The organism is Roseomonas sp. CECT 9278 (assembly GCF_918698155.1).
Classification (GTDB): Bacteria; Pseudomonadota; Alphaproteobacteria; order Acetobacterales; family Acetobacteraceae; genus Neoroseomonas.
This window is the reverse complement of the sequence record NZ_CAKKLX010000034.1, coordinates 1-13,636: the sequence shown is the minus strand read 5'-3', so window position 1 is coordinate 13,636 and position 13,636 is coordinate 1. Positions and strand designations below refer to the sequence as shown.

The window sequence follows — 13,636 nt, the reverse complement described above, 5'->3', positions numbered from 1 at the left end:
TGCGGAGCGCACCGGGATCAGGCGCCAGTGACCAGGTTCGGATCGTGCGAAGCGCGATCCGGGAGCGCACGGCGCGACCGCGCCCAGACCATCAGCCCTGTCGGGTGCGGCAGCCCATGGCGCGAAGGCAAGCCGGCGGACGCCGGCGCCCGCCGTCTGAGGGCTCAAAACGTCTTTCTCAGAACCCCAGCCACTCGAAGAAGCTGCGCCGCCGCGGCTGGACCACCGGCGTCTCGCCGATATTGCCGTCGCGCCCGAGCGCCGCGTTCTCGCGCAGCCGCTGCGCCTCGCGGTTGGGGTCGACCGGCGTGCCCGGCGGCGGCGGGTCGCGCCAGAAGATCAGCCGGTCGGTCAGCGCGCGGTTGGGCTGATCGAGGCGCAGACTTTCCTCGTCCACCCGCCGGCGGATGTCGCCCGGCGCATCGGGGCCGGCACGCTGCAACAGCGCCGATTCGCCCACCGTGCTGCGCTGGTTCGGCGCGCGCCGGGGGTCGTCCAGCGACAGGCCCGGCACCAGCAGCGCCTCGGCCTGGTTGCGCGCGCTGCGTTCCTGCGGCCGCGGCGACCCCGGGCGCGGGGACGGCAGCGTGGTCATGTCCGGCGGCATGGACAGCGGCGCGCGGGTGGTGACCTGGAATTCGTCCGGCGCATCGCGCACCAGGCCCAGCGAACGGGTGGTGTTCGGCCCGCAGGCCGCGAGTGCCAGTGCCGCCGTGGCGGCCAGGACGGGGGTGTGGCGCATCCTCATGGCCCCTCCTTAGTCTCCGGCTTTGGCCGGAACAAGGCATCGGCGACCAGGGCCAGCACCCCGCAGACGATGGCCGCATCCGCCACGTTGAAGACATACCAGTGCCAGCCCCAGGCGTGGGCGTCCACGAAATCCACCACGGCGCCGAAACGGACCCGGTCGATGACGTTGCCGACCGCCCCGCCGATGACGGCGCCCAGCGCCACGGCGGTCAGGCGGTTCTCGGCCCGCACCAGCCAGCGCAGCAGGAAGCCGGCGATGGCGGCGGCCAGCAGGGCCAGGATGAGGTGGTTCCAGGCCCCCTCGCCCGAGAGCAGCCCGAAGGTGACACCGCGATTCCACACCATGGTGAGGTCGAGGCCGAAGGGACCGGCGGCGAATAGCGGGATCTGGCCGACCTCGGGCAGGCGGGCGACGTCCAGGATCCACCACTTGCTGGCCTGGTCGGCGACCAGGATGCCGGCGGCGATGGGGAGGCCGAGGCGCAGGCTCATGCGGGGGTGGTCCCGGGGGCGCTGCCCGCGAACCCTCGCCCGGGTGGCAGAGGCACGCGCCCTCGCGAGGCGGGGGCTCCGCCCCCACATCCCCGCCGGGGTGACAGTGTCACCCCGGACCCCGCCGTCATGTCAGGGACTCCACGGCGTCGGTGCAACGCAGGCAGAGGGTGGGGTGGTTGGCGGAGGTGCCGACCTCGGGCAACACGCGCCAGCAGCGGGCGCATTTGGTACCGGGAGCCGGATGGAACCGGGCCTTCGGACCCTGGGCCTCGGCATCCGCAACCGGAACCTCGGCCCGTTCATCGAGCAGCGTGAAGTCGGAAACGATGCAGACCTCCGCCCACTGGTCGCGCGTCAGCAGCGCATGATCCTCGCCGGGCGCGAACAAGGTCGGCATGGCCTGAAGGCTCGAGCCGATGGTGCCGCCCGCGCGCGCCTTCTCCAGTTCAGCGGTCACCACGCCGCGCAACTCCCGCACCCGCGCCCACTTCGCCGCCAGCGCCTCATCCTTCCACCCCTCAGGCACGAAGACGAAGTCGAGCAGATGCACGCTGCCCTCTTCCTCCGGAAACCGCGCCAGCCACGCCTCTTCCGCCGTGAACACCAGCACCGGCGCCAGCCACTTGCACAGGCAGCGATGCAGCACGTCCAGCACCGTGCGCGCCGCGCGCCGCCGCGGGCTGTCGGCGCGGTCGCAGTACAGCGCATCCTTGCGGATATCGAAGTAGAAGGCCGACAGGTCCGTCGCGCAGAAGGCGTGGATTTCGGGGTACACGCCCGACCAGTCATGCGTCGCCACCGCGTTCCGCACGCGGGCGTCGATCTCGGTCAGCCGATGCAGCACCCAGCGTTCGAGCTCCGGCAGCTCGGCATAAGGCACCGTCTCGGCCTCGCTGAACCCGTCCAGGCTGCCGAGCAGCCAGCGCAGCGTGTTGCGGATGCGGCGATACAGCTCCGCCTGCTGCTTCACGATCTCGGGGCCGATCCGCAGGTCGAGCGCGGTGTCGGAATTCATCACCCACAGGCGCAGGATGTCCGCGCCGTACTGCTTCATCACGTCCTGCGGCGCGGTGACGTTCCCCAGCGACTTCGACATCTTGCGGCCCTGCTCGTCGAGCACGAAGCCATGCGTCAGCACCGCCTTGAACGGTGCCACGCCATTCGTGCCCACGCTTTCGAGCAGCGAGGAATGGAACCAGCCGCGATGCTGGTCGGAACCCTCCAGGTACAGATCCGCCGGGAAATGCAGGCCGCGCGGCGGCAGCACGAAGGCGTGGGTGCTCCCGCTCTCGAACCACACATCCACGATGTCCATGACCTGTTCGTACTGCGCGGGGTCGCGGCCTTCGCCCAGGAAGCGCGCGGCGGCGCCGGGCTTGTACCAGGCGTCGGCACCCTCGGTGCGGAAGGCCTCGACCACGCGCGCGATGATGGCGGGGTCGCGCAGCGGTTCGCCCGTCGCGCGGTCCACGAACACCGGGATCGGCACGCCCCAGGCGCGCTGGCGGGAGATGCACCAGTCCGGCCGCGCCGCGATCATGGAATCGAGCCGGTTGCGCCCGGCCTCGGGCACGAAATGCGTCTGCGCGATCGCCTCGCGCGCCTTCTCGCGGATCGGGCGCGGATCGGCAGCCTCGTCGGCGGTGAAGGGGCGATCCATCGCGATGAACCATTGCGGCGTGGCCCGGAAGATCACCGGCTTCTTGGACCGCCAGGAATGCGGGTAGCTGTGCGTCAGCTTGCCCGTCGCCGCCAGTGTGCCGGCCGCGCGCATCGCCTCGTAGACCGCGGTATGCGCCTTGAACACATGCAGCCCGGTGAAGCCCGGCGCGTGCTGGGTGAAGGTGCCGTCGTCGTTGACGGTCTCGGGGATCGGCAGGCCGTGGACACGGCCGAGGTTGAAGTCGTCCTCGCCATGACCGGGCGCGATGTGCACGAAGCCGGTGCCGGCCTCGGTGGTGACGAAGTCGGCCGGCAGCACCGGCACGTCGAAATCGTAGCCCTGGCCGCGCAGCGGATGCGCGGCGATGGCATTCGCGAGTTCGGTGCCGGAGAGCTTCGCTTCGAGCCGCAGCATAAAGCCCGTCTCGTCGCCAAATGCTTCTTCGCGCGCGACCGCCAGAACGATCTTTTGGCCTGCCATCGCGAGCAGATGGTCGGGCTTATCCGGGATACGATCGCCGGGTCGTACGACGTGCGCGCCAACGTGGCCCATGACGGTATAGACGCCGTACTCAATCTCAGGCCCGTAAGCGACAGCGCGATTCCCCGGAATAGTCCAGGGCGTCGTTGTCCAGATCACGATCCTGGCACCGTCCAACGCAGCGTGCGAAGCATTCACGATCGGGAAAAGACCCCAAAGCGTCGGCGAGACATGGTCGTGGTATTCGATCTCGGCTTCCGCCAGCGCGGTCTTCTCGACCGGGCTCCACATCACCGGACGCAGCCCGCGATAGAGCGACCCGTTCAGCAGGAACTTGCCGATCTCCCCGGCGATCATCGCCTCGCTGTCGAAGTCCATCGTCGCGTAGCGGTTCGGCCAATCCCCGGCCACGCCCAGGCGCTGGAATTCCTCGGACTGCACGCCCAGCCAATGCTGGGCATAGGCGCGGCATTCGGCGCGGAAATCCAGCACCGGCACCGCATCCTTGTCGCGGCCCTTGGCGCGGTATTCCTCCTCGACCTTCCATTCGATCGGCAGGCCGTGGCAGTCCCAGCCCGGCACGTAGTTCGCGTCATGCCCGGCCATCTGGGACGCGCGGTTGATCACGTCCTTCAGGATCTTGTTCAGCGCGTGCCCGATATGCAGGTTGCCGTTCGCATAGGGCGGGCCGTCATGCAGCACGAAGCTCTCGCGCCCCTTGGACTGCGCGCGCAGCCGCTGCCACAGGCCCAGCCGCGCCCAGCGCTCCAGCATGGCGGGTTCGCGCTTGGGCAAATCCCCCTTCATGGGGAAGGCGGTCTTGGGCAGGAAGACGGTGCCGCGATAGTCGCGGGCGTCGGTCGGGCTGTCGGTCATCGGTGCCTGTCTCGGTGCGCCGGCGGCGGGCTGATGCTGCGGCCCTGGCCGGGTAGTGGAAAGCGCGCGTGAAAAGACCCGGCCCTCAGAGGAGGACCGGGAGGGTAATTCGCGCGGGCGCGTTCCAGGCCATGGCGGGGTTATGGGGAGGGCGGCGGCGGGGCGTCAAGCGGCGCGGCGTCCGGCCCGCCACGCGCGCACGGACCGCCCGGGTCTCGCGCCACCCACGACAGCATCCCGGAATGGCCGGGTGGGCGACAGGCCCGGTGCCGGATGCCAGGATGCGCCGCGCGGCGCATTCCCGAACGATCGCTCAGGCGATCACCACGAACTCCGCGGCCGACAGCGCCGGCGCGCCCTGCAGCACGGCGATCGCGACCGAGGCCGCGCCCCCCGCGCCATCGGCATCCCAGCGCAGCACCCCGGTCGCCGTGACATAGACCAGCTGCGCCTGGCCACCGGCGGCCACATCCAGGCTGAATCGCGCGGCATCCAGCGCGCCCTCGGCCAGGCCGCCGCCGAAGCCGGCGCGCGACAGCGCGACCACATCCTCCGCGGTGAAGTCCAGGATCCGATCGAGGCCCTGGCCGGGTGCCGCGAAGCGGAACTGGTCCGCGCCGGTGCCGCCCAGCAGGCGGTCGGCACCCGGCCCACCGGCCAGCGTATCGGCCCCGCCGGCGCCGGCCAGCGTGTCGTCGCCGCCGCCGCCGGTCAGCCGGTTCGCCGCGCCGTTGCCGGCAATGGCATTGGCGCCCGCATTGCCGTTCGCATTGACCGCCGCGCCGCCGATCAGCGTGGCCTTCTCGACCTCCGCCGCCAGGGTGACCGAGGCCAGCGACATCACGTGGTCGAAGCCCCCGCCCGCCTGTTCCAGCACGCGGTCCAGCCCGGAATTCAGCCGATAGAGGTCGTCGCCGGCCCCGCCCACCAGGCTGTCGATGCCGGGCCCGCCGTCCAGCGTGTCGTGGCCGCCCTCGCCGACCAGCGTATCGGCGCCGTCCAGCCCGAGGATGCGATCGGCGAAGGCGGTTGCGCGCGCGCTGTCGGCCGCGGCGCTGCCCAGGATGTCGGGCACGCCGTTCGGGTCGGCCTGGTGGCCGAACCACACATGGAAAACGCGCCCGCCATAAGGCCCGGCGCCGGAGGAGGTCTCCACCCCCACGCCGATGGCCAGGAACGGCGTGGTCCAGCCGCCGGTCTGCGCGATGACCGCGTTGTGGCCCGGCGATCCCTGCCAGCCGGCCAGCGCCGCGGCGATGGAGCCATAGCCCGCCGCGCTGATCTCATACCCATTGCCGGTATAGCCGGTGCCGATCCGCTCCGGCGCGTCCCACATCACCTGGGGCTGGCTGTGGTTGCCGAAATAGGGCGCATCGGACCACGAATGCAGGTTGGCACCCTCGGGCAGCACCAGGTTGGCGGCCCAGATGTTCTCGCGCGTGTCGAGCACGTGCCGCCCGGCCGTCGCGGTCAGGCCCTTCGACAGCGGGATGGCGGACAGGCCAAGCGTCGCCCGGTAGTCCATCATCAGGTGATAGAGCGCGAGCTCCTCAAGGCTGAGGCCGTCATGCGCGGTGGGCTGGGTGATGTCGACAGGCATGGTGCCGCCATCTCATGCCGTCGGCGGCGGCCGCGCAAGTGGCGCGTGCCGCGGCCGGCGGTGGCGCCGCCACCCCGGCGCCACGACCCGCTGTCGCCGGCATGTTCCCCGCCCCGCGGCAGCGCGCGGCACCGGCCATCAGCAGCCGTGGAAGCCCCCGCCCGGCAGCGGCGCGAATTCGAGGATGCCGCGCACCGCGAAGCCGCCGCCGGTCGGCGCGATCACCAGCGCGCCGCCTTCGGGAAAGGCGCGCCCGCCGACCGCATCCCCCGCCACCATGATGGCGGGCGTGCGGTGGCCCACCAGCACGCGGTTCACGCCGGCCGCGACGGGCATGGTGAACAGCCGCCGATGTTCCGCCAGCACCCAGTCGAGCCGCGCACCGGCGAAATCATCCGCCAGCAGGCTGTCGGTCACCACCACCCGGTCGGCGCCGAAGGCGTGTTCCGCGGTGTCGCGCGCGCGAAAGACCGGGCCCGCCAGCACCGGGCGTTCCAGCGGGATCCGCAGCTCCGCCAGCCGCGCGCCGATGCGCGCCGATTGCGCGCGCCCGGCGGGCGAGATGTTGCGCTGCCCGGCGCGGTCGCCGACGCGGAAGGTGGTGTCGCAAGCCTCCCCGCGCGTATCGGCGTGGCGGAAGAACAGCACGTGGCCGCCGGCGCGCAGGGCCGCGACCAGCGCGGCGCCCTGGGTGCTGTCGGCATCGACCGGGCGCAGCCGTTCGGCCCGCGCCGCGGCGGGCTGGACCAGGGCGGCGAGGATGCCTCGGCGAAGCCACATCCGCCTGGAATGGTCCCGGCTGCGCGGCTTGCCAAGCCTGTGGCAGTCTGGCGCGGGCCACCAACGGGACACGCCATGCCGAACGACGATGCCGATGCCGCCTGGTCCGCGCTGATGGCGCTGGCGCGCCGGCCCGGGGCGCGTGCCATCCGCCCGCTATTCGCGGCCGACCCGGAGCGTGCGGCGCGCTGCACGCATGGCGCGGGGGATGTGCTGCTCGACCTGTCGCGCAGCGCGGTGTCGGAGGATGTGCTGGCGGCGCTGCTGCGCCTGGCCCGCGCCACCGATGTGGCGGGCTTCCGCGACCGCATGCTGGGCGGGGCCGTGGTGAACCCGACCGAGGGCCGCGCCGCGCTGCACGCGGCACAGCGCGGCGGCGGCGATGCGGCGGTGCAGGCCACGCTCGCGCGCATGCAGGATTTCTGCGGCGCGGTGCATGGCGGCGCGCTGCGGGGTGCGACCGGCGCGCGCTTCACCGATGTGGTGAACATCGGCATCGGCGGGTCGGACCTCGGCCCGGCGATGGTGGCGCGTGCGCTGTGGACGCCGGCGGCGCCGATGCGCGCGCATTACCTGGCGAATGTCGATGCCCATGCCTGGGAGGAATTGCGCGCGCGGCTCGACCCCGCGCGCACGCTGGTGCTGGTGGCATCGAAAACCTTCACCACGCAGGAGACCATGACCAACGCCGCGCTGGTGCGCGCCTGGCTGGTCGCGGCACTTGGCGAGGCCGGCACCACGCACCTCGCGGCGCTGTCCACCAACCTGACCGCGGCGGCGGGTTTCGGCATCCCGGCGGAGCGCGTCTTCGGCTTCGCCGACACGGTGGGCGGGCGGTTCAGCCTCTGGAGCGCGATCGGGCTGTCGCTGGCGCTGGCGCTGGGCTGGAGCGCCTTCGCGGCGCTGCTGGCCGGCGCGCGCGCCATGGACGAGCACTTCGCCGCCGCGCCGCCCGCGGCCAGCCTGCCGCTGCTGCTCGCGCTGACCGAGCTGTGGCACGTGAACGGGCTGGGCTATCCGGCGCGCGCCGTGCTGCCCTATGACGAACGCCTGGCGCGCTTCCCGGCGCATCTGCAGCAGCTGGAAATGGAGAGCCTCGGCAAGGCGGTCGCGCTGGATGGCGGCATGGTGGCGCGCGCCACCGGGCCGGTGGTGTTCGGCGAACCGGGCACCAATGCGCAGCATTCCTTCATGCAGCTGATCCACCAGGGGCCGGTGCCGGTGCCGGTCGATGTCATCCTGGTGGCGAACCCCGACCACGCGCATGCCGACAGCCACCGCAAGCTGCTGGCCAATGGGCTGGCGCAGGCCGAGGCGCTGCTGGTCGGCAAGTCGCTGGCCGAGGTGCGGGCCGAGATGGCCGGCGCCGACGCGGCGCGCATCGCCGCCATCGCGCCGCACCGCGTCTTCACCGGCGACCGGCCGTCCAACGTCATCCTGATCCCGCGCCTGACCGCGGGCACGCTCGGCCAGCTGGTGGCGCTGTACGAACACAAGGTGGCGTGCCTGGGCGCGCTGTGGGGCATCAACCCCTTCGACCAATGGGGGGTCGAACTCGGCAAGGTGCTGGCCGGCGGCACGCTGGCCGCGCTGGAGGGGCGCGCGGCCGCGAAGCAGGCGGCGACGGCGGCGAGCGTCGCGGCCATCCTGCGGCTGCAGGGCGCGCCGTAGCCGCGCCGGCGCCGCGTCAGCCGCGCAGGGGCATCAGCGCGCGCACCGCGGCCTCGGCGCGGCGTGCGGTTTCCTCCCAGCCGGCGCGGCCGGCGGGCAGGTCGTGGCACGCAACCGGCGCGCCGATCCGCAGGCGCAGCTTCCCCGGCCTCGGGTAGCGCCGCGTCGGCGGCCAGGCGGCGAAGGCGCCGTCCAGGAAACACGGCACCACCGGCACCGCGCTGCCCGCCACCAGCGCGCCGATGCCGGGCTGGAAGCCGGCCATCACGCCATCGCGGCAGCGCGTGCCCTCGGGGAACAGGATATAGACCAGGCGGTCCTCGACCAGGCGTTCGCGCAGGGTGGCGATCTCGCTGGCCTTGGTGCGCTTGCGCCAGACCGGCAGCGCGTTCACCGCATAGGCGGCGAAGGCGGAGGACAGCGTCGAGGTGAAGAAGGTATCGCCGGCCGCCAGCGCATGGGCGCGCCGCGCCGTATCGCCCCGCAGCACGGCCGACAACGTCAGCGCATCGAGGTGGCTGGCGTGGTTGCCCACCAGCACGAAGGGCGCGGGGGGCAGGTGTTCGCGTCCCGTCACCTCCAGCCGATGGAAGGCCGCGAGGTACGCCCGCACCAGCGCCCGCCAGGCGCTGCCCAGCACCACCGACCCCAGCCCGCGTTCGCGCGAAAGCGACTTCAGCCGGTCGGCAGCGTCCAGCCCATGGTCGCGCGCCGGGCGCAGCTTGAAGTCCATCAGCCCCCCGTGATCAGCCGCCCCGGCTGCCCCATGCCGAAGCCCACGAAGAACTGGATGAAGTGGAAGGCGGCGGGTGCGACCAGCAGCAGCGAGTTGAAGCGGTCCAGCACGCCGCCATGGCCGGGCAGGATGGTGCCCATGTCCTTGATGCCGATGTCGCGCTTGATGGAGGACAGCATCAGGTCGCCCGCCTGCGCGCCGACACCGACGATGAACCCCAGCAGCAGCAGCCAATGCCACTGCGCCAGCGGCGTACCCGCGAAGATGAAGGACGACAGCACCGCGACCAGGATGGTGGTGACGACCAGCGCGCCCACCGCGCCCGAGATCGACTTGTTCGGGCTGGTCTGGGGCACCAGCTTCGGCCCGCCGATCAGCTTGCCGAAGGTGAAGGCCGCGACGTCCGACAGCGCCACCGTGGTCAGAAGCATCAGCAGGATCGGCCGGTAGCCGGGTTCGTTCGCCATGAAGGACAAATGCGCCAGCCCCGCGCCGAACAGCATGTAGGCGAAGATGCCCAGCGCGACACGCTGCACATACCCGGCCGGCCGGTCGCGCGGGATGGTGCCGATGATGATGACACCCACGGTCAGCGGCCACAGCGCCACGAAGAACCCGTACCAGTGGTCCAGCGCGGCGAAATTCGCCGTCAGGATGCCCAGCACCACGATGCCGGCCACCAGCGGCTCGCGGAACAGCCCCGTCGCGCGGTCGAATTCGCGCAGGCACGCCAGGCCGAGCAGCGTCACCGCGCCGATCACCCATTCGCGGCCGAGCAGCACCGGCACCATCATCAGCGGCAGCAGCAGGCACCAGGATGCGGTGCGCAGCCATAATTCGCGGCGCAGTTCCGGCGTGCCGCGGCCGCGCGCGGTCATCACGCCGATCACGCCGAAGGCCACCGCCACCACCAGCACGGCGGCGGCCACGATGCCGATGGTGACCGGGTGGTCGAAGGCGCCGTGGCGGGTCATCGCTTCGCCTCCAGCGCGGCGGCCGCGCGCGCCAGGCGCCGCCAGGCGGTGAACACCGACCCGATCGTGATCACCACCAGCACCACAACCACCGCATCGCCCCCGCCCCAGGCGCCCGGCACCACCACGCACCACAGCGCCAGCGCCGTGACCAGCGCCATGCGATGCTGCTTCGCCATCGGGCCACAGAAATCGGACGGCGCGCCGCCCGCGCGCGCGGTGGTCCGCACATAGGCCGTCAGCATCGCCGCCAGCGCCGCCACCAGACCCAGCGAGACCCATCCCGCCGCGACACCCAGCCCCACCAGCACCGCCGTATCCGACACGCGATCCGGCACCTCGTTGTACAATTCGCCGACCGGCGAGGCGACGCCGTGCCCGATCGCCACCATGCCATCCAGCAGGTTCGCCATCAGCCGCGCCTGCACCAGCAGCGCGCCCAGCACCCAGGACAGCCACGCCGCCCCAGGCAGCCACGCCACCGCCGCGAAGCACAGCCCGGCCAGCAGCCCGGCCGCCATGCCGGCCAGCGAGATCCCGTTCGGCGAGGCGCCACGCGCCACCAGCGCCGCCGCCATGCGCTGCGTGATGCCAAGGTTGCGCGCCGCGATCGGTCGCCGGTCCGCCTCGTTGGTCATGCCCCACCCCTGCCAGGGCGCGCAGCATGGCGCAGCGTGGCGCCGGCCGGAAGGAAGCGCTGCACAGGACGCGATTCCCGCCGCCGCCGAACTGCTCTACCAAGCCCCATGGACTCCGTCCCCCCGGCCGAGTCGCGTGGCGCGCCCCTGTCCCGCCCGGCCATCCGCCGCCTGTCCGAGACCACCGCCAACCGCATCGCCGCCGGCGAGGTGGTGGAACGCCCGGCCGCCGCCGTGAAGGAGATGGTCGAGAACGCGCTCGATGCCGGGGCTGCGCGCATCGCCGTGCTGCTCGAAGGCGGCGGCATGGACCGCATCCTGGTCGAGGATGACGGCTGCGGCATGGACGCCGCCGACCTGGCGCTGGCCATCGAGCGCCACGCGACCTCCAAGCTGCCCGAGGAAGCGACGCTGTTCCGCATCGCCACGCTGGGCTTCCGCGGCGAGGCGCTGCCGTCCATCGGCGCGGTGGCGCGGCTGTCCATCACCTCGCGCCCGGCTGGCGGCACCGCCCACCGCATCACCGTGGAAGGCGGCCATGTCGGCCCGGTCACCCCCGCCGCCGGCGCGCCCGGCACGCGCGTGGAGGTGCGCGACCTGTTCTTCGCCACCCCCGCGCGCCGCAAGTTCCTGCGCCACGCGCGGACCGAGGCCGACCACGCCATCGACGCGGTGCGCCGCCTGGCGCTGGCCTGGCCCGCCGTGGCCTTCCGCGTCGAAAGCGACGGGCGCGAGGCGCTGGTCCTGCCCGCCGCCGACTGGGACGGACGCATCCGCCAGGTGCTCGGCCCCGGCTTCGCGGCGGCCGCCGTGCCGGTCGAACATGTCGGCGCCAGCATCGACCTGCGCGGGCTGGCGGCGCTGCCCTCCTTCACCCGGCCGACCACCATGGGCCAGCATCTGGTGGTCAATCGCCGCCCGGTGCGCGACCCGCTGCTGCGCGTCGCGCTGCGCGTCGCCTATCGCGACCTGATCCCGCAGGGGCGGCATCCGGCGGCGGCGCTGTTCCTCGACATCCCGCCCGAGAGCGTGGACGTGAATGTCCACCCGATGAAGACCGAACTCCGCTTCCGCGAGGGCGATGCGGTGCGCGGCGCGGTGATCTCGGCGCTGCGGCGCGCGCTGGCGGTCGGCGCCGGCGCCGCGGTGGCGGTCGCCGGCCTCGGCGCCGGCAGCGCCACATCCTGGCCGTCCATCGCACGCACCTGGCCCGACGGCGGAGGGCCGGAGGTGGCCGGTGGTGTCGCGGTTCCAAGCCACGACACGGCGGCATCCGAGCGTCGCGACACGCCCGGCACATCGGAAGGCACGCCCGATCACGGGACGCCGCCTTTCGGCGCCGCCGCCTGGCACGTTCCCGGCGGTGATGGCACCGCCTGGCCACAAGCCGGCGCTGCCCCGCACGGCGCCGCCGGCGGCTTTGCCGAGGCGCTTGGCGCCCTTGCCCTGCACGCCGCGGCGCCGGTGCAACGCGCGCTCGGCCTGGTGCCGGCGGCGCCACGCGCCACCGCCACGATCGCGGAGCGCGCGCCCGAGCGCCATCCGCTCGGCCGCGCTCTGGCGCAGATCCTGGACACCTACGTGCTGGCCGAAGCGCCCGACGGCGCCCTGGTGCTGGTCGACCAGCACGCCGCGCATGAACGCCTGACGCATGAGGCGCTGGCGGCCCAGCTGGTCGAGGGCGGCGTGCGCGCGCAGCCGCTGCTGCTGCCCGCCGTGGTCGACCTGCCCGCGCCCGATGCCGCGCGGCTGCTCGACCATGCGCCCGCGCTGGCGCGGCTCGGCCTCGAGATCGAGGGCTTCGGCGGGGCCGCGGTGCTGGTGCGCGCGCTGCCGGCCCTGCTCGGCGCGCCCGACCCCGCCCCGCTGCTGCGCGACCTGGCGGAGGAACTGGCCGAACTCGGCGAGGCGGCCTCCCTGCAGCGGCGCCTGGATGCGGCGGTCGCGCGCCTGGCGTGCCATGGCAGCGTGCGCGCCGGGCGCCGCCTGCTGCCCGCCGAGATGGATGCGCTGCTGCGCGCGATGGAAGCCACGCCGCGCGCGGCCACCTGCAGCCACGGCCGGCCGACCGTGCTGCGGCTGGATGGCGCGGCGCTGGAGCGGATGTTCGGGCGGCGGTAGCGCGCCCTCAGCACCCCTCGCCCGGCGCCCGCAGCACATGCAGCCGTGCCGCCCCGTGGCTGCGCGTGGCGACCGGCGTGAAGCCCGGCAGGTCGAGCGGATCCTCCTCCGCCGTCTCCGCCACCACCAGCGCGCCGGGGGCGATCCAGCCGGCGGCGGCCAGCGCCGCCAGCGCGGTGGGCACCAGCCCCTTGCCATAGGGCGGGTCGAGGAAGACCAGGCCGCAGGGCACGCGCGCCGGCGGTGGGCGAGTCGCATCGGCGGCCAGCACCGCGCTGCGTGGGTCCTCGCGGCAGGCGGCGATATTGGCGCGCAGCGCGGCCAGCGCGGGGCGGCCCTTCTCGATGAAGGTGCAGTGGTCGGCACCGCGCGACAGCGCCTCAAGCCCCAGCGCGCCGGTGCCGGCGAAGGCATCGAGCACCAGCTGGTCCTGGATGGTGGTCCGCCCGCCCCAGGGCGCGTGCCACAGCATGTCGAACAGCGCCTGGCGGGCGCGCTCGGCGGTCGGGCGGGTGGCATCGCCGGGGGGCGCGACCAGCGTGCGCCCACGATGGCGCCCGGCGATGATGCGCATTGTTTATGCCCTCAGGCGGCGGGCGCCGGCCGTCCGGCCGGCTTGCCTGCGCGCCGTGGGCTGGTGCGCCGGGGGCGACGGGCGGGTGGGGCGCGGTCGCGCCGTGCGCTCCCGGATCGCGGCAGGGCCGCGATCCGAAGGATGTGGCGTCTCGCACCGGCCGGCTTGCCTGCGCGCCGGGGGCTGGTGCGCCGGGGGCGACGGGCGGGTTGGGCGCGGTCGCGCCGTGCGCTCCAGGATCGCGGCAGGGCGGCGATCCGAAGGATGCGGCGGTTCGC

The 13,636-nt window shown here is 73.2% G+C and carries 11 protein-coding genes; 2 read left to right on the top strand and 9 right to left on the bottom strand.

Going from position 1 to position 13,636, the window contains the following annotated elements:
• Positions 1-178 precede the first annotated feature (178 nt).
• The 5 genes from LQ222_RS18900 to LQ222_RS18880 all read right to left on the bottom strand — a co-directional run bounded on the left by LQ222_RS18900 (position 179) and on the right by LQ222_RS18880 (position 6,644).
• Positions 179-748: a DUF3035 domain-containing protein gene (locus LQ222_RS18900; RefSeq protein ID WP_230168399.1), complete on the bottom strand. Its 570-nt coding sequence runs from the start codon at positions 746-748 to the stop codon at positions 179-181.
• A complete protein-coding gene (gene lspA, locus LQ222_RS18895; RefSeq protein ID WP_230168398.1) occupies positions 745-1,242 on the bottom strand; it encodes a signal peptidase II in 498 nt (165 codons plus the stop codon). Before lspA ends, LQ222_RS18900 begins: the two co-directional genes overlap by 4 nt.
• A 127-nt stretch (positions 1,243-1,369) precedes the next feature.
• Positions 1,370-4,264 (bottom strand): isoleucine--tRNA ligase, encoded by a 2,895-nt coding sequence (ileS, locus tag LQ222_RS18890; protein ID WP_230168397.1) that lies wholly within the window; start codon positions 4,262-4,264, stop codon positions 1,370-1,372.
• 313 nt (positions 4,265-4,577) lie between these two features.
• The gene (locus tag LQ222_RS18885) at positions 4,578-5,864 is read right to left on the bottom strand and encodes a hypothetical protein (protein WP_230168396.1); all 1,287 of its coding nucleotides are present in this window, start codon (positions 5,862-5,864) and stop codon (positions 4,578-4,580) included.
• 138 nt (positions 5,865-6,002) lie between these two features.
• Positions 6,003-6,644, bottom strand: coding sequence for a hypothetical protein (locus LQ222_RS18880; protein WP_230168395.1), 642 nt, complete (start codon positions 6,642-6,644; stop codon positions 6,003-6,005).
• A 75-nt stretch (positions 6,645-6,719) separates the two neighbouring features.
• On the opposite strand from LQ222_RS18880, the gene pgi reads away from it, so the two are divergent.
• Positions 6,720-8,315: a glucose-6-phosphate isomerase gene (gene pgi / locus LQ222_RS18875; protein ID WP_230168394.1), complete on the top strand. Its 1,596-nt coding sequence runs from the start codon at positions 6,720-6,722 to the stop codon at positions 8,313-8,315.
• A gap of 16 nt (positions 8,316-8,331) precedes the next feature.
• Here pgi and LQ222_RS18870 read toward each other — a convergent pair whose 3' ends face one another.
• From LQ222_RS18870 to LQ222_RS18860, 3 genes are read right to left on the bottom strand one after another with little or no spacing between them, the layout of a single operon-like run.
• Positions 8,332-9,048, bottom strand: a complete 717-nt coding sequence (locus LQ222_RS18870) for a lysophospholipid acyltransferase family protein (RefSeq protein WP_230168393.1) — start codon at positions 9,046-9,048, stop codon at positions 8,332-8,334.
• Positions 9,048-10,025, bottom strand: coding sequence for a phosphatidate cytidylyltransferase (locus LQ222_RS18865; RefSeq protein WP_230168392.1), 978 nt, complete (start codon positions 10,023-10,025; stop codon positions 9,048-9,050). The genes LQ222_RS18870 and LQ222_RS18865 overlap by 1 nt, the downstream gene beginning before the upstream one ends.
• Positions 10,022-10,663 (bottom strand): CDP-alcohol phosphatidyltransferase family protein, encoded by a 642-nt coding sequence (locus LQ222_RS18860; protein WP_230168391.1) that lies wholly within the window; start codon positions 10,661-10,663, stop codon positions 10,022-10,024. Before LQ222_RS18860 ends, LQ222_RS18865 begins: the two co-directional genes overlap by 4 nt.
• A 108-nt stretch (positions 10,664-10,771) precedes the next feature.
• On the opposite strand from LQ222_RS18860, the gene mutL reads away from it, so the two are divergent.
• Positions 10,772-12,784, top strand: a complete 2,013-nt coding sequence (gene mutL, locus LQ222_RS18855; protein ID WP_230168390.1) for a DNA mismatch repair endonuclease MutL — start codon at positions 10,772-10,774, stop codon at positions 12,782-12,784.
• A gap of 7 nt (positions 12,785-12,791) precedes the next feature.
• Here the strand turns inward: mutL and rsmD are convergent, their stop codons facing one another.
• Complete coding sequence (gene rsmD / locus LQ222_RS18850) at positions 12,792-13,358, bottom strand: 16S rRNA (guanine(966)-N(2))-methyltransferase RsmD (RefSeq protein WP_230168389.1); 567 nt, start codon at positions 13,356-13,358, stop codon at positions 12,792-12,794.
• Positions 13,359-13,636 lie beyond the last annotated feature (278 nt).

Coding starts and splice junctions, on each gene's coding strand:
- LQ222_RS18860 (WP_230168391.1), bottom strand. CDS start 10,663: ATGACCAACGAGGCGGACCGGCGACCGATCGCGGCGCGCAACCTTGGC.
- LQ222_RS18900 (WP_230168399.1), bottom strand. CDS start 748: ATGAGGATGCGCCACACCCCCGTCCTGGCCGCCACGGCGGCACTGGCA.
- mutL (WP_230168390.1), top strand. CDS start 10,772: ATGGACTCCGTCCCCCCGGCCGAGTCGCGTGGCGCGCCCCTGTCCCGC.
- LQ222_RS18885 (WP_230168396.1), bottom strand. CDS start 5,864: ATGCCTGTCGACATCACCCAGCCCACCGCGCATGACGGCCTCAGCCTT.
- rsmD (WP_230168389.1), bottom strand. CDS start 13,358: ATGCGCATCATCGCCGGGCGCCATCGTGGGCGCACGCTGGTCGCGCCC.
- LQ222_RS18870 (WP_230168393.1), bottom strand. CDS start 9,048: ATGGACTTCAAGCTGCGCCCGGCGCGCGACCATGGGCTGGACGCTGCC.
- pgi (WP_230168394.1), top strand. CDS start 6,720: ATGCCGAACGACGATGCCGATGCCGCCTGGTCCGCGCTGATGGCGCTG.
- lspA (WP_230168398.1), bottom strand. CDS start 1,242: ATGAGCCTGCGCCTCGGCCTCCCCATCGCCGCCGGCATCCTGGTCGCC.
- ileS (WP_230168397.1), bottom strand. CDS start 4,264: ATGACCGACAGCCCGACCGACGCCCGCGACTATCGCGGCACCGTCTTC.
- LQ222_RS18880 (WP_230168395.1), bottom strand. CDS start 6,644: ATGTGGCTTCGCCGAGGCATCCTCGCCGCCCTGGTCCAGCCCGCCGCG.
- LQ222_RS18865 (WP_230168392.1), bottom strand. CDS start 10,025: ATGACCCGCCACGGCGCCTTCGACCACCCGGTCACCATCGGCATCGTG.